The 19,946-nt window shown below is 74.2% G+C and carries 17 protein-coding genes, 1 tRNA gene and 1 pseudogene; 15 read left to right on the forward strand and 4 right to left on the reverse strand.

From position 1 onward, the window contains the following. A pseudogene (locus BMZ50_RS13575) lies at positions 1-254 on the reverse strand (IS982 family transposase); the annotation flags it as partial. 95 nt (positions 255-349) lie between these two features. On the opposite strand from BMZ50_RS13575, the gene BMZ50_RS13580 reads away from it, so the two are divergent. The 8 genes from BMZ50_RS13580 (at position 350) to BMZ50_RS13615 (ending at position 10,154) form a co-directional block, all read left to right on the forward strand. Then, a complete protein-coding gene (locus tag BMZ50_RS13580; protein ID WP_143087173.1) occupies positions 350-529 on the forward strand; it encodes a LamG domain-containing protein in 180 nt (59 codons plus the stop codon). 738 nt (positions 530-1,267) lie between these two features. Beyond that, positions 1,268-4,813: a transcription-repair coupling factor gene (gene mfd, locus BMZ50_RS13585; RefSeq protein WP_091325481.1), complete on the forward strand. Its 3,546-nt coding sequence runs from the start codon at positions 1,268-1,270 to the stop codon at positions 4,811-4,813. 83 nt (positions 4,814-4,896) lie between these two features. Further along, on the forward strand, positions 4,897-5,880 hold the full coding sequence (locus BMZ50_RS13590) for a peptidyl-prolyl cis-trans isomerase (RefSeq protein ID WP_143087174.1): 984 nt from the start codon (positions 4,897-4,899) through the stop codon (positions 5,878-5,880). Positions 5,881-5,884: 4 nt separating this feature from the next. Next, the gene (locus BMZ50_RS13595) at positions 5,885-6,799 is read left to right on the forward strand and encodes a nucleoside triphosphate pyrophosphohydrolase (RefSeq protein ID WP_091325486.1); all 915 of its coding nucleotides are present in this window, start codon (positions 5,885-5,887) and stop codon (positions 6,797-6,799) included. Positions 6,800-6,831: 32 nt separating this feature from the next. Beyond that, on the forward strand, positions 6,832-8,124 hold the full coding sequence (eno, locus tag BMZ50_RS13600; RefSeq protein ID WP_091325488.1) for a phosphopyruvate hydratase: 1,293 nt from the start codon (positions 6,832-6,834) through the stop codon (positions 8,122-8,124). Positions 8,125-8,137: 13 nt separating this feature from the next. Then, complete coding sequence (locus BMZ50_RS13605; protein WP_091325489.1) at positions 8,138-8,710, forward strand: septum formation initiator family protein; 573 nt, start codon at positions 8,138-8,140, stop codon at positions 8,708-8,710. Then, complete coding sequence (locus tag BMZ50_RS13610) at positions 8,707-9,207, forward strand: DUF501 domain-containing protein (protein WP_091325490.1); 501 nt, start codon at positions 8,707-8,709, stop codon at positions 9,205-9,207. Before BMZ50_RS13605 ends, BMZ50_RS13610 begins: the two co-directional genes overlap by 4 nt. After that, a complete protein-coding gene (locus tag BMZ50_RS13615) occupies positions 9,204-10,154 on the forward strand; it encodes a Ppx/GppA phosphatase family protein (protein WP_091325918.1) in 951 nt (316 codons plus the stop codon). Before BMZ50_RS13610 ends, BMZ50_RS13615 begins: the two co-directional genes overlap by 4 nt. 18 nt (positions 10,155-10,172) lie before the next feature. Here the strand turns inward: BMZ50_RS13615 and BMZ50_RS13620 are convergent, their stop codons facing one another. Then, positions 10,173-10,481, reverse strand: a complete 309-nt coding sequence (locus BMZ50_RS13620; protein ID WP_091325921.1) for a DUF4235 domain-containing protein — start codon at positions 10,479-10,481, stop codon at positions 10,173-10,175. Positions 10,482-10,544: 63 nt separating this feature from the next. Here BMZ50_RS13620 and BMZ50_RS13625 point away from each other — a divergent pair, with 63 nt between their 5' ends. The 7 genes from BMZ50_RS13625 (at position 10,545) to BMZ50_RS13660 (ending at position 17,378) form a co-directional block, all read left to right on the forward strand. Next, positions 10,545-11,309 carry a uracil-DNA glycosylase gene (locus tag BMZ50_RS13625; RefSeq protein WP_177212777.1) on the forward strand — a complete coding sequence of 255 codons (765 nt, stop codon included), beginning with the start codon at positions 10,545-10,547 and terminating at the stop codon, positions 11,307-11,309. A gap of 27 nt (positions 11,310-11,336) precedes the next feature. After that, entirely contained in the window at positions 11,337-12,686 is a 1,350-nt protein-coding gene (locus BMZ50_RS13630; RefSeq protein ID WP_091325493.1) for an NAD(P)/FAD-dependent oxidoreductase, read from the forward strand. A gap of 45 nt (positions 12,687-12,731) precedes the next feature. Further along, positions 12,732-12,805 (forward strand) — tRNA-Leu (locus tag BMZ50_RS13635). 231 nt (positions 12,806-13,036) lie between these two features. Next, positions 13,037-13,345 carry a putative quinol monooxygenase gene (locus tag BMZ50_RS13640; protein ID WP_091325495.1) on the forward strand — a complete coding sequence of 103 codons (309 nt, stop codon included), beginning with the start codon at positions 13,037-13,039 and terminating at the stop codon, positions 13,343-13,345. A 442-nt stretch (positions 13,346-13,787) separates the two neighbouring features. Further along, positions 13,788-14,816, forward strand: coding sequence for a helix-turn-helix transcriptional regulator (locus BMZ50_RS13650; protein WP_091325496.1), 1,029 nt, complete (start codon positions 13,788-13,790; stop codon positions 14,814-14,816). Between the two features lie 393 nt (positions 14,817-15,209). Continuing rightward, positions 15,210-16,253 carry a helix-turn-helix transcriptional regulator gene (locus BMZ50_RS13655; protein WP_143087175.1) on the forward strand — a complete coding sequence of 348 codons (1,044 nt, stop codon included), beginning with the start codon at positions 15,210-15,212 and terminating at the stop codon, positions 16,251-16,253. A 282-nt stretch (positions 16,254-16,535) separates the two neighbouring features. Further along, positions 16,536-17,378, forward strand: coding sequence for a Bax inhibitor-1/YccA family membrane protein (locus tag BMZ50_RS13660; RefSeq protein ID WP_091325498.1), 843 nt, complete (start codon positions 16,536-16,538; stop codon positions 17,376-17,378). Positions 17,379-17,512: 134 nt separating this feature from the next. Here BMZ50_RS13660 and BMZ50_RS13665 read toward each other — a convergent pair whose 3' ends face one another. Next, a complete protein-coding gene (locus BMZ50_RS13665) occupies positions 17,513-18,733 on the reverse strand; it encodes an acetyl-CoA C-acetyltransferase (protein WP_091325500.1) in 1,221 nt (406 codons plus the stop codon). A gap of 161 nt (positions 18,734-18,894) precedes the next feature. Further along, complete coding sequence (locus BMZ50_RS13670) at positions 18,895-19,914, reverse strand: SGNH/GDSL hydrolase family protein (protein WP_091325502.1); 1,020 nt, start codon at positions 19,912-19,914, stop codon at positions 18,895-18,897. Positions 19,915-19,946: the final 32 nt, after the last annotated feature.

Below are 19,946 nucleotides of genomic sequence, written 5' to 3' on the forward strand. Positions count from 1 at the left end.
GGCAGCGCCGCGCGCAGCCGCTTGTTGTAGCCCGACTGCCCGGGCAGGTAGGGAAACGCGCCGGGCAGCGCCTCGGGCACCAGCCGCAGCCAGCGGGCCTCGGAGTGAACGCCGAGCAGCACTTGCCCAACTGCCAGGGTGAGCAGCTCGGAGTCGGTCAGCCGCGGGCGGCGTCCGACGCGCACGCGAGCGGCGAGACGATCGTCGATCCAGACATACAGTGCGGTCAGGAGGGTGTTTAGGTCGGTCCTCACAACCCGAGCCTGGACACCCTCCGCCCGCACTCACAGCACCCTTCGGCCCTGCCCGCCAATAGGACTTACTCGTCTAGTCCCCGGACAACGTGACGGTGGACGACGGTGAGGCAGTCCTCACCATCCGCCCGGAGCCGAAGGAGGTCGAGGGGCAGGAGTACTCGCACTCGTCGGGCATCATCAGCAGCCAGAACTCGTTCGCGCTCCAGGACGTCGACTACGTCGAGGCCCGCGTCCGGGTTCCCAGCGGGGACGGGCTCTGGCCGGCCTTTTGAACTCATCCGCTGGATCGCTGGCCGCTGGAGATCGACATCTTCGAGTTCTTCGACACGTCGAAGTCCGAGCCGCCGATCTTCATCTACCACTTCCGGGCCCCATCGGCCGGAACGGCGACCTGCACATCTCGTCCTACGGCGATCCCACGCAGGACTACCGCGACTCCTGGCACACCTACGGGATGCCCCGATCCGAGGGCCGGATCGTCGTCTATCTGGACGGGGTCGCCTATGCGGAGGCCGGTGTGCAGGCCGCGGTCGACGATCTGCCCAGTTCATCATCCTGAACATGGCCATGTACGCGAACCGGTCCCCGGCTCCCGGCACAGCCATGCGGATCGACTACGTCAGGGTCTGGCGCCAGAACTGACCTGGTGCGGGGATCACGGCGCCCCCGACGGTTGGCGCCACACGGGCGGCGGCGGTCCTGCGGTGGTCCCGTCGACGGGGGGACGTCGGCTCCGGTGATCGGTCCCGACGGGCCGCTGGGGATCAGGACGCAGGCCCTCGTCCTTCCAGGCCACGAGGCCGCGGTGGCGTTGGCGTTGGCGTTGGCGTTGGCGTTGGCGTTGGCAGAGGATTCCGACACCCGGGAGCGGGCGGAACCAGCGGGTGACCCCCGAGCCGGTGGCGTCGAGGATGACGGCGGCGGGGCCGGAACTCCGGGACTAACCTGGAGGTACGGCCCCCCGCGCACCCGGCGCGACGTGCGTGGCCCCAGCCTCAGGAGAAGCTTTCGTGACCCTGCGCGGCGTACTCGACGTCGTTCTCACCGATCCCGGCATGGCCCGTGTGGTGGCCGCCGCCGGTCAGGCCGAGCTGGCCGTCACCGCCCCGCCGCCCGTGCAGCCGCTGGTCGCCGCCGCGCTCGCCGCCCGGGAGGGCGGGGCGGGCGTGCCGGTTCTCGTCGTCACGGCGGGGGAGCGGGACGCCGACGCCGTCGCCGACCAGCTGCGCTGTTTCCTCCCGGACCGGCGCACCGAGGTCTTCCCCGCCTGGGAGACCCTGCCGCACGAGCGGCTGTCCCCGCGCGCGGACACCGTCGGCCGCCGGCTCGCCGTCCTGCGCGACCTCACCCACCCCGGCGCCAACGGGACCATCGACGTGCTGGTCGCGCCGGTGCGCAGCGTCCTGCAGCCGCTGGCACCCGGCCTGGGCGACCTGGTCCCGGTGGAGCTGAAGCCGGGGGACAGCGCCGATCTCGACGACGTCGCCCGCGCCCTGGTCGACGCCGCCTACACCCGAGTCGAGCTGGTCGAGAAGCGCGGCGAGTTCGCCGTCCGCGGCGGCCTTCTCGACGTCTTCCCACCCACCGAGCCGCACCCGGTCCGGGTGGAATTCTGGGGCGACGAGGTCGACGAGCTGCGCTACTTCTCCGCGGCCGACCAGCGCTCCCTCGACGAGCGTCCCGAGCGGCTGTGGGCGCCGCCGTGCCGCGAGCTGCTGCTCACCCCGGAGGTGCGCGAGCGGGCGGCCGCGCTCGCCGTCGAGCACCCCGGCCTGGGCGAGATCCTCGGCCGGCTGGCCGAGGGCATCGCCGTCGAGGGCATGGAGTCGCTGACCCCCGCGCTGCTCGGGGACGCGCAGATGCAGCTGCTCACCGACCTGCTGCCGAAGGGCACCCACGTGCTCGTCGCCGACCCGGAGCGGGTGCGCAGCCGGGCGGCGGACCTGGTCCGCACCGCCGAGGAGTTCCTCGCCGCGTCCTGGGCGACCGCCGCCGAGGCGGGGGAGGCGCCGCTGGACCTCGGTGCGTCGTCCTTCCGCGACCTCGCCGACGTCGAGACCGCCGCCCGCGGCCGCGGCCTGCCGTGGTGGACGACCGGCGCCTTCACGCTGGCCACCGAGGACGACGACACGCACGTCGCCCTCGACGCGACCACCGTCGAGCGCTTCTCCGGTGACGTCCAGCGCGCCGTCGAGCAGGTGCGCACCTGGTCCCGGGACGGCTGGCGGGTCGTCGTCACCTTCGCCGGCCCGGGCCCCGCGCAGCGCGCTGCCGACCAGTTCACCGAGGCCGACCTCGGCACCCGGCTGGTGCCCGACGTCGCCACCGCGCCGGACCCGGAGCTGACCCACGTCACCCAGGGCACCCTCGATGCCGGCTTCGCCTTCCCCGGCGTCGGGCTGGCGGTGCTCACCGAGCACGACCTCACCGGGCAGCGCGGCACCTCGATGCGCGACGCGGTGAAGATGCCCGCCCGCCGGCGCAACGCCGTCGACCTGGTCCAGCTGCAGCCCGGCGACCTCGTCGTCCACGAGCAGCACGGCATCGGCCGCTACATCGAGATGATCAGCCGCACGGTCAACGGCGGGCAGCGCGACTACCTGATCGTCGAGTACGCGCCGTCGCGGCGGAACCAGCCGCCGGACCGGCTGTTCGTCCCCACCGACGCCCTCGACCAGCTCACCCGCTACGTCGGCGGGGAGCAGCCGGCGCTGTCCAAGCTCGGCGGCGCCGACTGGCAGAAGACCAAGGGCCAGGCGCGCAAGGCGGTCAAGCAGATCGCCGCCGAGCTGATCCGCCTCTACTCGGCGCGGATGGCCACCAAGGGGCACACCTTCGGCCCGGACACCGTCTGGCAGCGCGAGCTCGAGGACGCCTTCCCGTTCCAGGAGACCCCCGACCAGCTGGCCGCGATCGACGAGGTCAAGGCGGACATGCAGCAGCCGGTGCCGATGGACCGGATCATCTGCGGCGACGTCGGCTACGGCAAGACCGAGATCGCCGTCCGCGCGGCGTTCAAGGCGGTGCAGGACGGCAAGCAGGTCGCCGTCCTGGTGCCGACGACGCTGCTGGCCAACCAGCACTACAAGACCTTCTCCGAGCGGATCGCCCAGTTCCCGGTGAAGGTGCGGGTGCTCTCCCGCTTCCAGTCCGACGCGGAGACGCGGCAGATCCTCGAGGAGCTCGCCGCAGGCGAGATCGACATCCTGGTCGGCACCCACCGGCTCCTGCAGCCCACGACCCGGTTCAAGGACCTCGGCCTGGTCATCGTCGACGAGGAGCAGCGCTTCGGCGTCGAGCACAAGGAGTACCTGAAGACGATGCGGACGGCGGTCGACGTGCTGTCGATGTCCGCGACGCCGATCCCGCGCACCCTGGAGATGAGCCTGACCGGCATCCGGGAGATGTCGACGATCCTCACCCCGCCCGAGGAGCGGCACCCGGTGCTGACCTACGTCGGCGCCTGGGACGACAAGCAGATGGCCGCGGCGATCCGGCGCGAGCTGCTGCGCGACGGGCAGGTCTTCGTCATCCACAACCGGGTGCAGTCGATCGACAAGGCGGCGGCGAAGATCCGCAACCTGGTACCCGAGGCCCGGGTGGCGGTCGGCCACGGGCAGATGAAGGAGCACGAGCTCGAGCGGATCATGGTCGGCTTCTGGGAGAAGGAGTACGACGTCCTGGTCGCGACGACGATCATCGAGTCGGGCCTGGACATCCCGAACGCCAACACCCTGATCGTCGACCGCGCCGACACCTTCGGCCTCTCCCAGCTCCACCAGATCCGCGGCCGGGTGGGCCGCGGCCGGGAGCGGGCCTACGCCTACTTCACCTACGACCCCTCGCGGCCGCTCACCGAGACCTCGGTCGACCGGCTGACCACCATCGCGCACAACACCGACCTCGGCGCCGGCATGGCGGTGGCGATGAAGGACCTGGAGATCCGCGGCTCGGGCAACCTGCTCGGCGGGGAGCAGTCCGGGCACATCGCCGGGGTCGGGTTCGACCTCTACGTCCGGCTGGTCGGCGAGGCGGTGGCCGACTACCGGGCGCAGGTCAGCGGCGAGGAGGCGCCGGCCGAGCCGCTCGAGGTCCGGGTCGACCTGCCGGTCGACGCGCACCTGCCGCACGACTACGTGCCGGGCGAGCGACTGCGGATGGAGGCCTACCGGAAGGTGGCCTCGGTGCAGGACGACGAGCAGGCGCAGGCGGTGCTCGACGAGCTGACCGACCGCTACGGCGCCCCGCCCGCGCCGGTGCTCAACCTGCTCGCCGTGGCCCGCTTCCGCGCCGCGATGCGCCGGTTCGGCATCACCGAGGTGTCGCTGCAGGGCCGGTCGATCCGGATCAGCCCGGTGCCGCTGCGCGAGTCCCAGCAGATGCGGCTGGCCCGCCTCGCCGACGGCGTCACCTACAAGGCGACCGCCGACACGATCTCGCTGAAGATGCCGGTCGGTCCGGACCGCCGGACGCCGCTGCGGGACGTGGCGCTGCTCGAGCACCTGCACTCGCTGCTGACCGCCGTCCTGGAGCAGCCGGTCGCCGCGGCGTCCTGAGCGGAGTGGATTCGTGCGCGTCACGCGCACGAATCCACTCCGCCTGCGTCGTGGGTCACACCGGGTGTGGCACGCTCCGAGCCGTGCAGACGCGTCGCCTGACCGCATCGCTGGCCGTCGGCCTGGTCGCGCTGGCCGGGGTGGCCGGCTGCCGGACGTCGCCCAACGTGGCCGCCTACGTCGGTGACGGCCGGGTGACCGTCGCCGAGCTGGAGGCGGCGGTCGACGCGCGGCTGGCCGACCCCGACCTCGCGGCGGCCACCGAGGGGCGCGAGGACGAGTTCACCCGGCTGGTGCTGACCCGCCTGGTCCAGGCCGAGATCTACGCCGTAGCGGCCGAGGAGTACGACGTCGCGGCCGCCGACGACGACGTCCGGGCGCTGCTCGACGAGCTGATCGGCGACCAGGACCCCGAGGCGCTGTACGCGCAGGCGGCCGCCCAGGGCGTCGCGCGGGCCGACATCTTCGAGACCGTTCGCCAGCAGCTGGTGCGCCAGCGCATCGCCGTCGCCGAGGGGCTTGCCGAGGGCCTGACCGAGGAGGCGCTGCGGGCCGAGTACGAGGCGGCCCGGTCCGGCCTGGAGCAGGTCCGGCTCGGCTACGTGACCGTGCCCGACCAGGCCACCGCCGACGCCGCGCTGGCCGCCCTCCAGGCCGATCCGGCCGGCTACCCGGCGCTGGCCGCGCAGTACCCCGGCGGCACCACCCTGCCCGAGCTGCAGCCGCGCGCGGCCGAGGAGGTGCCGGCCGTGCTCGCCGAGCAGGTCGACGCCGCAGCGCCCAACACCGGCTTCACCACGACCGTCCCCGAGATCCCGGGCGTCCTGGTCGTGTTCGTCGGCGAGCCGGCCATCCCCTCGTTCGAGGAGGTGCGGCCCCAGCTGGAGGACACCGCGGAGGCCGAGGCCGACGACGCCGCGCAGCAGCTCGTGGCCGACGTCCGCGCCGGGCTCGATGTGACGGTCAACCCGCGCTTCGGCGTGATCGAGGAGGGCGCGATCGTCCCGGCCGACGGCGGGGTCGTCGACATCCTCGAGGGCACGGCGGGAGCGGTTCGGCAAGACTGAACGGGTGCCCGTCGCGCTCGCCGTCACCGTCAGCCCCCGCCTGCCCGGACTCCTCGGACCCGCCGCCTGGCGCGCGCTGGCCGGCGAGCGCCCGGTGGTCGCGCTGCCCGGCGCGGCCGCGGCCGCCGAGGCGCTGCGGGCCGCCGGCTGGGCCGTCACCGACGTCCCGGACGCCGCCACCGCGGCCGCCCGCCCCGACGAGGTCGTCGCCCTGGTCGCCGGCGAGGAGGTCGACGCCGCCGAGACCGTGGACGGCACCCCGGAGCCGCCCGGCGCCCGGCTGCTGGACGTCGTCGCGGTGATGGACCGGCTGCGCTCGCCCGGCGGCTGCCCGTGGGACGCCGAGCAGACCCACTCCTCGCTGCGCGGCTACCTCCTCGAGGAGGCGCACGAGGCCTACGACGCGATCGTCGACGACGACCCGGTCGCGATGCGCGAGGAGCTCGGCGACGTGCTCCTCCAGGTGGTGTTCCACGCCCGGGTGGCCGCCGAGGCCGCCCCGGAGCGTCGCTTCGACGTCGACGAGGTGGCCGGCGAGCTGGTGGACAAGCTGGTCCGCCGGCACCCGCACGTGTTCGGCGACGCCGGCCCGCGGGACGTGGCGCAGGTCGAGGCCGGGTGGGAGGAGATCAAGCAGGCCGAGAAGCAGCGCCGGTCGCCGACGGAGGGGGTCTCCCGGTCCCAGCCGGCGGCCTCCTGGGGCGCCGCGCTGGTGCGCCGGGCCGGCCGGGCGGGGCTGCCCGTCCCGGAGCCGGCGGAGCTGTCGGCCCGCAGCCCCGAGGAGCTGGGGGAGCGGCTGCTGGCCGTGGTGAGCGGCGCCGCCCAGCGCGGCTGGGACGTCGAGGACGCCCTGCGCGAGGCGGTCCGCCGGTACGCCGGCGAGCTCGACGCCGCAGCGCACCAGGCGGGCGGCCGGTGAGCACATCGGTGCGGGCTGGCTAGGCTGGCTGCGTGGCCAGCATCGACGCCGTAGGCGCGCGGGAGATCCTCGACTCGCGCGGAAACCCCACCGTGGAGGTCGAGGTCGCCCTCGACGACGGGACGATCAGCCGCGCCGCGGTCCCCAGCGGCGCCTCCACCGGTGCCTTCGAGGCGGTGGAGCTGCGCGACGGCGGCGAGCGGTACGGCGGCAAGGGCGTCACCAAGGCCGTCGACAACGTGCTCGACGTGATCGGCCCCGAGCTGGTCGGCTACGAGGCCAGCGAGCAGCGGCTGATCGACCAGCGGCTGATCGATCTCGACGGCACGCCGAACAAGGCCCGCCTGGGGGCCAACGCCATCCTGGGCGTGAGCCTGGCGGTGGCCCGGGCGGCCGCGGAGTCCACCGGGCTGCCGCTGTTCCGCTACGTGGGCGGCCCCTCGGCGCACCTGCTGCCGGTGCCGATGATGAACATCCTCAACGGCGGTGCCCACGCCGACAGCAACGTCGACGTGCAGGAGTTCATGATCGCCCCGATCGGGGCGGCGACCTTCGCCGAGGCGCTGCAGGTCGGTACCGAGACCTACCACGCGCTCAAGGCGGTGCTGAAGGGCCGCCGCCTGTCCACGGGCCTCGGCGACGAGGGCGGCTTCGCCCCCGACCTGCCCAGCAACCGCGACGCGCTCGACCTGATCGCCGAGGCGGTGGAGAAGGCGGGCTACGCCCTCGGCCGGGACGTCGCGCTCGCGCTCGACGTGGCGGCCACCGAGTTCTACGCCGAGGGCGGGTACGACTTCGAGGGCGAGACCCGGTCGGCGGAGTACCTCATCGACTACTACCGCGAGCTGGTCGACGCCTACCCGATCGTCTCGATCGAGGACCCGCTGGCGGAGGAGGACTGGGACGGCTGGGTGGCGCTCACCGCCGCGCTGGGCGACCGCGTGCAGCTGGTCGGCGACGACCTGTTCGTCACCAACCCGGAGCGGCTCGCCGACGGGATCGCCCGCGGTGCGGCCAACGCGCTGCTGGTCAAGGTCAACCAGATCGGCACCCTCACCGAGACCCTCGACGCGGTCAACCTCGCCCACCGCAGCGGCTACCGCAGCATGATGAGCCACCGCTCTGGCGAGACCGAGGACACCACGATCGCCGACCTCGCCGTCGCCACCGACTGCGGGCAGATCAAGACCGGTGCCCCGGCACGCGGTGAGCGGACGGCGAAGTACAACCAGCTGCTGCGCATCGAGGAGGAGCTGGACGACGCCGCCCGCTACGCCGGCGCGGCCGCCTTCCCGCGGCTGCGCGCAGCCGACACCGGCCGATGAGGTCCACCGACCGATGACGGGGGTCCGGGGCCGGGGCAGGGGGCCCCGGGCCGACGGCCGGCGGGCCACCGGGCGGCCGCTGTCGCACGCGGCCTCCCGGCCGATCCCGGCCGGCCGCACCGGAACCAGCCGCCCGGAGCGGCGCCGCCCGGGCCGGCGGACCCCGCGCGCCGGCGGGACGTCGACCGCGCCGCGCCGGCCGCTGTTCACCGGCCGCGCGGTGCTGCTGGGCGGCCTGGTCCTGCTGCTCGCGCTCACCCTCGCCGGACCGATCCGCCAGTTCCTCGCCGGCCGCGCCGAGCTCACCCGGCTGGCCGCCGAGGGGACGGCGCTCGACGAGCGCATCGAGGCCCTCGAGGAGCAGCTGGAGCGGCAGGGTGACCCGGCCTACACCGCCCGGGAGGCCCGGGAGCGGCTGGCCTACGTCCTTCCCGGTGACCGGCTGGTCGTCGTGGTCGACGGCGAGGCGGTCGAGGGCGACGCGGGCACGGTGCCCGAGGTCGAGGACGGCGACCCGCCCTGGTACGACGCGCTGCTGCAGTCGGTCGCGGTGGCCGACGGCGACGAGGAGGAACCGACCGAGTGAAGGAACCGGTCACGCCCGAGGAGCAGGAGATCATCGCCCGCCAGCTCGGCCGGCCGCCGCGTGCCCTGCGCGCCGTGGCGCACCGCTGTCCGTGCGGGCAGCCCGACGTCGTCCAGACCTCGCCGCGGCTGGAGGACGGCACCCCGTTCCCCACGCTGTACTACCTGACCTGCCCGCGGGCGAACGCCGCGGCCAGCCGGCTGGAGTCGACCGGCCGGATGCGCGAGTGGCAGGCCGAGCTGGCCGAGGACCCGGAGCTCGCCGCGCGGTACCGCGCCGCGCACGAGGCCTACCTCGCCGAGCGGGACGCCCTCGGCGAGCTGCCCACCCGCGCCACCGCCGGCGGCATGCCCGACCGGGTCAAGTGCCTGCACGCCCTGGCCGCGCACGCGCTGGCCGCCGGCCCCGGGGTCAACCCGATCGGCGACCGCGCCGTGGCGGAGATGGGGGAGTGGTGGGCCAGCGGCCCCTGCGCCCGGCCGGAGGGCGAGGCGTGACCCGCGTCGCCGCGATCGACTGCGGCACCAACTCCATCCGGCTGCTGGTCGCCGACGTGCCTCCCGAGGGCGCGCACACCGACCTGCTGCGCCGCATGGAGGTCGTCCGGCTCGGCCAGGGGGTCGACGCCACCGGTCGGCTCGCGCCGGAGGCGATCGAGCGCACCCGGGCGGTGCTGGCCGAGTACGCCGCCCAGGCCCGGGAGCTGGGCGCGACGAGGGTGCGGATGGTGGCCACCAGCGCCACCCGGGACGCCGCCAACCGCGCCGACTTCGAGGAGATGGTCCTGGCCACCCTCGGGCAGTTGCCCGACGTCGTCCCCGGCGACGAGGAGGCGCGGCTGTCCTTCCTCGGCGCCACCGCCTCGCTGGACGCCGCGGTCGCCGCGCACGGCCTGCCGGCCCCGTTCCCGCCGTACCTGGTCGTCGACATCGGCGGCGGCTCCACCGAGTTCGTCCTCGGCGACGCCGGCCGCGTGCGGGCCGCCCGCTCGGTCGACATCGGCTGCGTCCGGCTCACCGAGCGGCACCTGCACGACGACCCGCCGACCGCCGACCAGATCCAGCGCGCCGAGGCCGACATCCGGGCCGCGCTCGCCGAGGTCGCCGCCGCCGTGCCGGTGGGGGAGGCGGCCACGCTCGTGGGGCTCGCGGGTTCGGTGACCACGGTGGCCGCGCTGGCCCTGGCCCTGCCCGCCTACGACCCCGCGGCCATCCACGGCTCGCGCATCCCGGTCGGCGCGGTCCGCTCGGTCACCGCCGGGCTGCTGACCGCGACCCGCGCCCGCCGGGCCGTCGAGCCGGTCATGCACCCGGGCCGGGTCGACGTGATCGGCGCCGGCTCGTTGATCCTGCGGGTGATCATGGACGCCTTCGCCCTCGACGACGTCGTGGTCAGCGAGCACGACATCCTCGACGGCATCGCCCTGCAGCTGGCCCGCGGCTGACCCCGGCCCGCGGCCGGGTCAGATCCGGGGGCTCTCGGTGTTCACCCCGGGCGGCAGCTTGCCGGTCAGCTTCTCGTAGGTTGCCGCCGCGCCGCGGGCGGCCAGCAGGCGGCCCCCGGCGACGGCGACGCCGGACACCGCGGCCCAGGCCAGCGCCTCGGGCCAGGTCACGCCCGGCGCGGCGGGGTTCTTGGGCGGCGTGCTGCCGCGCGCCGCGTACCAGCCGGCATCGGCCAGCTTCCGGACGGCGATGCCCGCGCCCGTGGCGAACCCCGAGCCGAGCAGCTTCCAGACCAGTGGGGACTTCTGCTTCTTCTTCCGGGCCACGGCGGTGATCATGCCGTCCGGGCCGGCGTCCGCGCGCCCCGGGACGGATGATCCACTGGGTGGGTGGCCACCGACGCCGCCGGTTTCCCGGTGACCCGCACCCCGGCCGGCGTTCTCCGTTCGGCCCGGGGCGCCCGCGATCTCGCCGCCCTCGACGCCCGCGTCTCCGGCTGCCGGGCCTGCCCGCGCCTGGTCGGCTGGCGGGAGGACGTGGCGCGGGTCAAGCGGGCCTCCTTCCGCGACCAGGACTACTGGGGCCGGCCGGTGCCCGGGCTCGGCCCGGCCGACGCCCGGATCGCCGTCGTCGGGCTGGCACCCGCCGCGCACGGCGGCAACCGCACCGGCCGGGTGTTCACCGGCGACCGCAGCGGCGACTGGATCTTCGCCGCGCTGTGGCGGGCCGGGCTGGCCAACCAGCCGACCTCCACCCACATCGGGGACGGTCTGGAGCTCACCGGCGTCCGGGTCGCCGCCGCGGTGCGCTGCGCCCCGCCGGCCAACGCGCCCACCCCCGCGGAGCGGGACACCTGCTCGCCGTGGCTGGCCCGGGAGCTCGAGCTGCTGCCGCAGCTGCGGGTCGTCGTCGTCCTCGGCGGGTTCGGCTGGACCGCGCTGTGGCCGGTCCTGGCCGAGGCCGGGTACCGGCTGCCGCGGCCGCGACCGGCGTTCGGGCACGGCGTCGAGGTCACCCTCGAGGGCCCGCGCGGGCCGCTCACCCTGCTGGGCAGCTACCACGTCAGCCAGCAGAACACCTTCACCGGCAAGCTGACCGAGCCGATGCTCGACGCGGTGCTCGGTCGCGCGAGGGAGCTCGCCGAGCCGCGCTGACCGGCCGCTCGGCCCTACGCTCAGGCCATGCAGCAGCGTCCCGTGATCCTGATCGTGGGCGGCGGCTACGTCGGCCTCTACACCGCCCTGCGGCTGCAGAAGAAGCTGTCCCGCGGGCAGGCGGAGATCGTGGTCGTCGATCCGCAGCCGCACATGACCTACCAGCCGTTCCTTCCCGAGGCGGCCGCCGGCTCGGTGGAGCCCAGACACGTCGTGGTGCCGCTGCGTCCCGTGCTGCGGCACTGCCGGGTCATCACGGGCGCGGTCACCGCCGTCCGGCACGCCGAGCGGCGCGCGTTCATCGCCCCGATCGAGGGCAAGCCGTTCCAGATCTCCTACGACATCCTGGTCATGGCGGCCGGCTCGGTGGCGCGCACGCTGCCCATCCCCGGCCTGGCGGAGCACGGCATCGGCTTCAAGACCGTCGGCGAGGCCATCTACCTGCGCAACCACGTGCTGGGGCGGCTCGACGCGGCCAGCTCCACCGACGACCCCGCCGTCCGGCGCCGCGCGCTGACGTTCACCTTCGTGGGCGGTGGCTACGCCGGCGTCGAGGCCTTCGCCGAGCTGGAGGACATGGCCCACTACGCCGTCGAGCACTACTACCCGCGGCTGTCCCCGACCGACATGCGGTGGGTGCTGGTGGAGGCGACCGGCCGGATCCTGCCGGAGGTCGACCTCGACATGGCGGCCTGGACGGTCCGCCAGCTGATCGAGCGGGGCATGGACGTCCGGCTCAACACCCGGCTGGAGTCGGTGTCGGACCTCGGCATGGTGCGGCTGTCCGACGGTGAGGAGTTCCCCAGCGACACCCTGGTGTGGACCGCCGGGACCAAGCCCAACCCGCTGCTGCAGCAGACCGACCTGCCGGTGGACGAGCGCGGCCGGGTCCTCTGCGAGCCGACCCTGCAGGTGCAGGGGCTGCCGGACGCGTGGTCGGCGGGCGACCTGGCCGCCGTCCCGGACGTCACCAAGCCCGGGGCCACCACCGCGCCCAACGCGCAGCACGCCGTCCGCCAGGCCCGGCGGCTGGCCGACAACATCCTGCTGACCCTCCGCGGCGAGCAGCCGGTGCCCTACCGGCACGAGTACGCCGGGTCGGTGGCCAGCCTCGGGCTGCACAAGGGCGTGGCCCAGGTCTACGGCGTGAAGCTCAAGGGTTGGCCGGCGTGGTTCATGCACCGGACCTACCACGTCAGCCGGGTTCCGACGTTCAACCGCAAGGCGAGGGTGATCGCCGACTGGACGATGGCCTCGGTGTTCCGCCGGGAGGTCATCGCGCTGGGGCAGCTGCAGGACCCGCGGCGGGAGTTCGTCGCCGCCGCCACCCCCCGGCAGCTGCCGCCGCAGGCCACCCCGGACAGCCGGGCGGGCTGAACCCGTGCCGATGGGGGCGGGCGGCGGGGCTAGCGTGCGCAGCGGGCCCCCGTAGCCCAACCGGCAGAGGCAGGCCCCTTAAAAGGGTCCGAGTGTGGGTTCGAATCCCACCGGGGGCACTCGGAATGCTGACCGTTGCTCCCGGTCGGTGGCGCTGCCATTCCGGCAGCCGATGCGCCGGCCGGCACGCCGGGCCGTTTCCGGGCATGCGAAAGGCCCGGACGGCCTCTTCCTCCCGCGCCGGCAGGCCGGCGCATGACGTCGGCCGCTCTGCCGATGCCGCGGCCGGGCCCGCGGCCTAGCGTGGAGGCCGGCTCAGCCCCGGCCGCAGCTGCGCGGAAGGACGCGGCATGAGCAGTCCCGTGACGAAGGCTCTGGTCGTGCGGATGACGGCGAGGCCGGAGACCCGTGACGAGGTGGCGCGGTTCCTGGCGGGGGCCGTCGACCTGGCCAACGCCGAGGCGGGGACCACGGCCTGGTTCGCCCTGCGGACGGACGACTCGACGTTCTGGATCGTCGACGCCTTCCCGGGTGAGGCCGAGCGGCAGGCCCACCTCGACGGCCAGATCGCCAAGGCGCTGCTGGAGAACGCCGAGCGTCTCCTGACCGGTGCTCCGGAGATCCTGCCCGCCGACGTGCTGGCCGCGAAGGTGCCCTGAGCCCACAGCTTGAGTGCCCCGACACGGGGGATGTCCCCACGCCTCCGGCCAGCGAGGTGCGGGAGGACGGGGACCGAGCGGGTGGACCGGTTCCAGCGTCGACATCCGGGTGTGGGCTTCCCACTCGCCGTCGTCTACAAGTTCGGTGACGACGGCCACTTCCTCGCGGCACTCATCGCCTACTCCGGCCTCCTCGCGTTGTCCCCCCTCCTGCTCCTCCTCACGATCGAGCAGGGCACGGCCGGCGACCCGCGCACGTCTGGGCTCGACCCCGGGACGATGACACCCGCTCGCGCCGCACGCTTCGCATTCAGCGTGAACCGCACTGCACGCTGCGCCGTCCGTCTAGCCAGGCCGGGCTGCGCGGCCTTTACTCGATGCCGAGCTCGCGGATGTCGGCTGGGACCTGGTGGGTTTCGGCGGTCTCGAGGAAGGCGCTGCCGTGGCCGAGGTGATCGCAGCCGCGTCGGAGACGGCCGCGGCGATCGCGAGGATTGCCGCGGAGCCCGCCTCGGTCGCCGAGCGGGCCGAGCAGATGCTGGAGCTGCTCCGGCGGGTGGTGCCCTGCGAAGCCGCGTCGATCTCGGTACGGGACCCGGAGCGGCAGGGCCGGTTCGCTCTCGCTGCCACCGGAGAGGTCGCAGCGCTGCACGCCTACTACGAGAGCCGGGAGGGCGACGCCGAGATGGACCGGCTCGGGTTGAACCGGCCCACCCCGCCGCTGCTGCTCGCAGACCTGGCGGTGCCGGCCGCGGAGACGCTCGCCTGGCAGGAGTACCTGTGGCCGGCCGGCTTCGGCGGCTCGGTGGGCGTCGGGCTGTTCACGCGCGACGGCCGGCACGTCGGCCATCTGACCGCGCTGACCGAGTCCGCCTCCCGGCCCACGGTCGTCGACCGGGACCTGCTCGGTGCGGTCACCGGGCTGATGGCGCACGCGATCGACCGGATGCGCACGATCCGCGCCGCCGCCGGGCTGGTGCGTGACGCCGCCGCGGGCGCCGTGCTCACCCGCGGCGGGAACGTGGGACCGCTGCCCGGGCTGCCGACTCACCGGGTGCTCGCCCCCGGCTCTCTCGCTCTGGCCGAGGCGGCCGAGCGCCTGGACGCCGGCGACGCCTACGCCGTCTTCTTGCATCCCGCACCGGGCAGCGACAGCGACGCCGGGGCGCTGCTGAAGGTCAGCGTGCTCGACTGCGACGAGGGCCCCGACCACCTGCGAGGCGTCGTCCTGGTCTCCCCGCCGCCGGATCTGCGCGGCATGTCCCACCGGGAACTGCAGGTCCTGGGCCTCGTCCTGGAGGACTGGCCGGACGAGCGCATCGCGCAGGCCCTGGGCACCACCACGAAGGAGGTCGCCGACTGCGTGCATCGCAGCATGGACCTGCTGGACGCCCCGTCGCGGACCGGGCTCGTCATCCGTGCGCTCCGCGAGGGGCTCTTCCTGCCGCGGCGGACTGTCACCGCGGCCTGACCCGACCGGGCACGGCGAGGGCCGCGGCTCGGTGCTCTGCTCCGCCGCTCCGGACCGTGCCCAGCCCGGAGCGAGGAGAGGAGCAGCTGGACTCGGCCCCTCCACCTGCCGGCTGTTCGACCATCCTGCGACGGGGCGAGCCCTCGCCTTCCCCACCCCGGTCCCTACCCGCGGGCGGTGCCACCAAGCCCCGTCCATAGGTACTTCTACCTATCCGCGCAACGTGTATGGGGGTGGCCGGGGGGTTGCCGGCCCGGTGAGCGGGGGCTGGTCGTGGCGCGGTCGCGGGGGGACGATGGCGGCCTCAGCCGATGCCGGATGGCGGCGGTCCACCCGCACGGGGCATGCCGGGGGGAGGATCCGGGTGGGCCGGCGGTGATGTCGGGAGTGTCGATGCCCTCAGACGTGGGTGCACGCGGGCTGCCGGTGAACGCCGCCGAGATCCTCACCGAGGTCACCGGCATCGGCGCAGCGCCGGGCACGCTGGCGGAGCGGGCCGGGGCCCTGCTCGCCCAGGTGCAGCGGGTGATCCCGTTCGAGGCCGGCTTCATCGCCCTGCTGCCCCCGGGCGGGAGCGCGCACGTGCCGCTGATCAGGCACGGCTATGACGACCGCACCGACGGATACCTCGACAGCCCGGAGTTTCTGCACGACCTCGAACTGGGCGGCCAGCGGCGGACCCGGCACCCGGTGCAGCACGTGGACACTCCCGTGCCCCAGGCGGAGATCCCCGTGTGGGCCGAGTACCTGCTCCCGGCCGGCTTCCGGGGAGCTGTGGGTGTGGCGCTGTTCACCCCGGACCACCGGTACCTGGGCCTGCTCGGGGTGACCACCGAGCGCGCCACCCCGACCGGCGCGGACGCCTGCAACCTGGCCGAGCTGCTGGCCGAGCAGGTGGCGGTGGCGGTGGACCCGTGGCGCTCGCTGGCAACCATCGCCGAGATGGTGCACGCGGCCACCGCGGGGGTCGTGCTCACCCTGTCGGGAATGGTGCAGCCCCTGCCCGGCCGACCCGATCACCGGCTGCTCGCACGCGGGTCCGGCGTGCTGGCGGCGGCCGTCGTACAGCTGGCCGAGGGCAGCACGTACGCCTCGTTCCTGGCCCCGTTGCCCGGCGGGGAGGACGGAGACGACGCGGGCACCCACGCCCGGATCACCGTGCTGGCCGCCCCGCCGGACCTGCAGCTGTTCGCCGCGGCGGTCGTCCTGGTCAGCCCGGCCGGGAACCTGCACGGGCTCAGCCGGCGCGAGCTGCAGGTGCTCGGGCTGCTGGTGACCGGGGCGACGAACGAGCAGATCGCCGAAGGCCTGGGCATCAGCGTCCGCACCGTCGCGGTGCATCTGGATCACGTGCGGGCGAAGCTCGGCGCACCGTCGCGCACCACGGCCGCCGCGCGGGCCCTGCGGCTGGGGTTGTTCGTCCCCTCGCCGCTCTGACCTCCTGCGCCGGGCCGCGCCGAGGCCGCCGTACGGCAGCGCCGGCCCCGGTGCCCCGCGGCTGTGTAGGAACTCCGCCGTTGGCGTGCAAGTACTCCCCCCCGAGGAGCGCTGCGCTGCTGGTCAGTGCAACGGTCAGCACCCCACCCCACCGGGCCATGCCCCCGTCCGGGTGCCCCGGGCGGGGTCAGGAACGTAACGAGCGCCCAGGGCGTTGACCAGTACGAGTGGGGTCTAGGACCGTAGCCCCCACGAACCGCCTGTCACCTCGAGGAGATGACGATGCCCAGCCACAACCCGGTCTTCGGCCGGGGATTCGCCAACGCGAACGCCGGCAACGGCCAGCAGTACACCCAGTGGGGTGGGCCGCAGCAGCAGTACGGCGCACCCCAGTACGGGGCCCCGCAGTACGGCGCTCCCGCGCCGGCGCCGTACGCGCAGCAGCCGTACGCGCCGCCGACGACGCGCTACATGACGATGGACGACGTCGTCCAGAAGACCGGGCTCTCGTTCCTGGTGACCGTCCTGGCGGCAGCCGCGGTCTGGGCGATGCCCGGACAGGCCGCCTGGGGTCTGGCGCTGCCCGCCGTCCTCGTGGCCTTCGTGCTGGGCCTGGTGATCGCGTTCAAGCAGATCGCCAACCCGGTGGCCACCCTGGCCTACGGCGCGCTCTACGGTGTCGCGCTCGGCGCCATCAGCGAGGCGTTCAACGATCTCTACCCCGGCATCGTCATCCAGGCGCTGATCGGCACGTTCGGTGTGTTCTTCGGCATGCTGGTGGTCTACAAGACCGGCGCCATCCGGGTCACCCCGAAGCTGACCCGCTGGATCGTCGGCGCGATGTTCGGCGTCCTGGCGCTGGTGCTGGTCAACCTGATCGCGAGCTTCTTCACCCCGGGTGGGCTGGGCCTGCGTGACGGTGGCCCGCTCGCCATCCTGTTCAGCGTCGTCGTCATCGGTGTCGCGGCCTTCACGCTGCTGCTGGACTTCGACATGGCCGACGAGGCGATCCGCCGCGGCGCCCCGGCGAAGTTCGCCTGGTACGTCGCCTTCGGCCTGCTCGTCACGGTCGTCTGGCTGTACCTGGAGATCCTGCGTCTGCTGTCCTACCTGCAGAACGACTGAGAGAGGGCCCCGCTGCCCCCCACGCCTCGCGCGCTCGGCGCGGGCCCCTGCAGCGGGGCCATCAGACGACAGTGGCCCGGTCCCCGCGAGGGGGCCGGGCCACTGTGGTTTCAAGGACCGGGGAGCCTCCAGACCTAGGAGAGGCGCTCCAGGATCATCGCCATGCCCATGCCGCCGCCGACGCACATGGTCTCCAGGCCGAAGGTCTTGTCCCTCGTCTGCAGGCCGTTGATCAGCGTGCCGGTGATGCGGGCGCCGGTCATGCCGAACGGGTGGCCGACGGCGATCGCGCCGCCGTGCACGTTCAGCTTGTCGATGTCGATGTCCAGGTCGCGGTAGCTCGGGATGACCTGCGCGGCGAAGGCCTCGTTGATCTCGACCAGGTCGATGTCGTCCATCGTCATCCCCGCCCGCTGCAGCGCCAGCCGCGAGGCGTCGACCGGGCCGTAGCCCATGATCTCCGGGGACAGGCCGGTGACGGCCGTGGACACGATCCGCGCCAGCGGGGTCAACCCCAGGTGGCGGGCCTTGGTGTCGCTCATCACGACCACGGCGGCCGCGCCGTCGTTGAGCGGGCAGGCGTTGCCGGCGGTGACCCGGCCGTCGGGGCGGAAGACCGGCTTGAGCCCGGAGATGCCCTCCAGCGTGGTCCCCGGCCGCGGGCCGTCGTCCGTGCTGACGACGGTGCCGTCCGGCGTGGTGACCGGGGTGATCTCCCGCGCCCAGAAACCGTCGGCGATGGCCTGCTCGGCGAGGTTCTGGCTGCGGACGGCGAACTCGTCCATCTCCTGCCGGGAGACGTCCTTGAGCAGCGCCAGGTTCTCCGCCGTCTGGCCCATCGCGACGTAGATGTCGGGGAGCTCGCCGCTCTCGCGCGGGTCGGTCCAGGAGTCCGCGCCGCTCTCCGCGGTCTTGGCCACCCGGGCCTGCGCGTCGGCGAACGCCGGGTTCTGGGTGTCGGGCAGGGAGTCGCTGCTGCCCTTGGCGAACCGGGACACCATCTCCACGCCGGCGGAGATGAAGACGTCACCCTCGCCGGCCTTGATCGCGTGCATCGCCATGCGGGTGGTCTGCAGCGAGGAGGAGCAGTAGCGGGTGATCGTGGTGCCCGGCAGGTGGTCCATGCCGAGCAGCACGCTGACCACACGGCCCATGTTGTGGCCCTGCTCGCCCCCGGGCAGGCCACAGCCGAGGATCAGGTCGTCGATGTCGGCCGGGTCGAGCGCGGGCACCTTGTCCAGCGCCGCCCGGACGATGGTGGCGGTCAGGTCGTCGGGGCGCAGGTCCTTGAGCGAGCCCTTGAACGCGCGGCCGATGGGCGAGCGGGCGGTCGCGACGATGACGGCTTCGGGCATGGGTCCTCCACGATGAGGTTCTCGGTCGACCCCGAACCTACTCTTCGGTAACGAACGCGGTGACCCGCTCGGGAACGGCCGGCAGCCGACGGTGACATGGGTCGGCCTGCGCGCCCCGGTCCGCTCCTCGCTCGTTCCTCGCTGCGATGCTCCCGGGGCTGTCAGCCGACGGTGGTCTGCTCGGCCCGCTCCGCCTGGTCCGGCGTGGGCAGGTCCGGCGGGCGGCGCCGGCGCAGCCGCGCCCAGGGGCCGCGCGGCCCGGTGTCGGAGCCGCGGACCTCGGTGGCCTGCACCTCGGTGCCGGTCCGGCCGGCGGCGCGGACAGCAGCCTGGGCGACCGGACGCACCGTGTCCCGGCGGAGGGTGCGCAGGCCACGGTCGGCGACGGCGGGCCACACGCCGAGGGCGTCGGCGACCGACGGCAGCAGCACGGCGGCCGCGGCGGCGTACCCGGCCGCGCTGGGGTGGAACTCGTCGATGCTGAACAGGCCGCGGTCCTGGGCGAACGTGGGCCCGAGGACCGAGCCGAGGGAGACGGTGCGCCCGCCGGCCTCGACGACGGCGATCGTCTGGGCGGCGGCCATCTGCCGGCTCCAGCGCCGGGCGAGCAGCCGCAGCGGCTGGCCGATCGGCCGGATCGTGCCCAGGTCGGGGCAGGTGCCGACGACGACCTGCGCGCCGGCCCCGGTGAGCCGGCCGACGGCCTCCCGGAGGTGGCGCACCGACGTCGAGGGTCGGGTGCGGGTGGTGACGTCGTTGGCGCCGATCATGATCACCGCGACGTCGGGGTGCTCGTCCAGGGCCCGATCGACCTGCTCGTCGAGCTCCCGGGACTCCGCGCCGGAGACCGCGAGCCGGACCAGTCGCACCGGGCGCTCGGCCAGCTCGGCCAGGGCGGCGGCGAGCAGCACGCCGGGGGTCTCCGCGGCCCGCTCCACCCCCAGGCCGACGGCGCTGGAGTCGCCGAGCACGGCGAGCACCAGCGGCTTGCCACGGCGGCGGCCGTAGAGGCCGTTGCCCGTGGGCGGGTCGGCCTTCGCCGTCCGGGCCTCGACCTTGCGCCGCGCCGCCCGCGCCTGCTCCCGCAACAGCGCCACCATGGCCACGCCGGCGAGGCCGACGCTCCCGCCGCCGTAGGCGGCCCCCGTGGCCAGCCGCCGTGCCCTGCTCGCTCGAGTCACCGCCGCCCTCGTCCCGTTCCGCTCGCCTCTGT

The organism is Geodermatophilus ruber (assembly GCF_900114385.1).
Lineage (GTDB): Bacteria > Actinomycetota > Actinomycetes > Mycobacteriales > Geodermatophilaceae > Geodermatophilus > Geodermatophilus ruber.

What these genes read in the sequence shown, in the direction of transcription:
- BMZ50_RS13665 (WP_091325500.1), bottom strand. Translation starts at nt 18,733, where the DNA reads ATGCCCGAAGCCGTCATCGTCGCGACCGCCCGCTCGCCCATCGGCCGC.
- BMZ50_RS13655 (WP_143087175.1), top strand. Translation starts at nt 15,210, where the DNA reads ATGCCCTCAGACGTGGGTGCACGCGGGCTGCCGGTGAACGCCGCCGAG.
- BMZ50_RS13660 (WP_091325498.1), top strand. Translation starts at nt 16,536, where the DNA reads ATGCCCAGCCACAACCCGGTCTTCGGCCGGGGATTCGCCAACGCGAAC.
- BMZ50_RS13630 (WP_091325493.1), top strand. Translation starts at nt 11,337, where the DNA reads ATGCAGCAGCGTCCCGTGATCCTGATCGTGGGCGGCGGCTACGTCGGC.
- BMZ50_RS13605 (WP_091325489.1), top strand. Translation starts at nt 8,138, where the DNA reads ATGACGGGGGTCCGGGGCCGGGGCAGGGGGCCCCGGGCCGACGGCCGG.
- BMZ50_RS13640 (WP_091325495.1), top strand. Translation starts at nt 13,037, where the DNA reads ATGAGCAGTCCCGTGACGAAGGCTCTGGTCGTGCGGATGACGGCGAGG.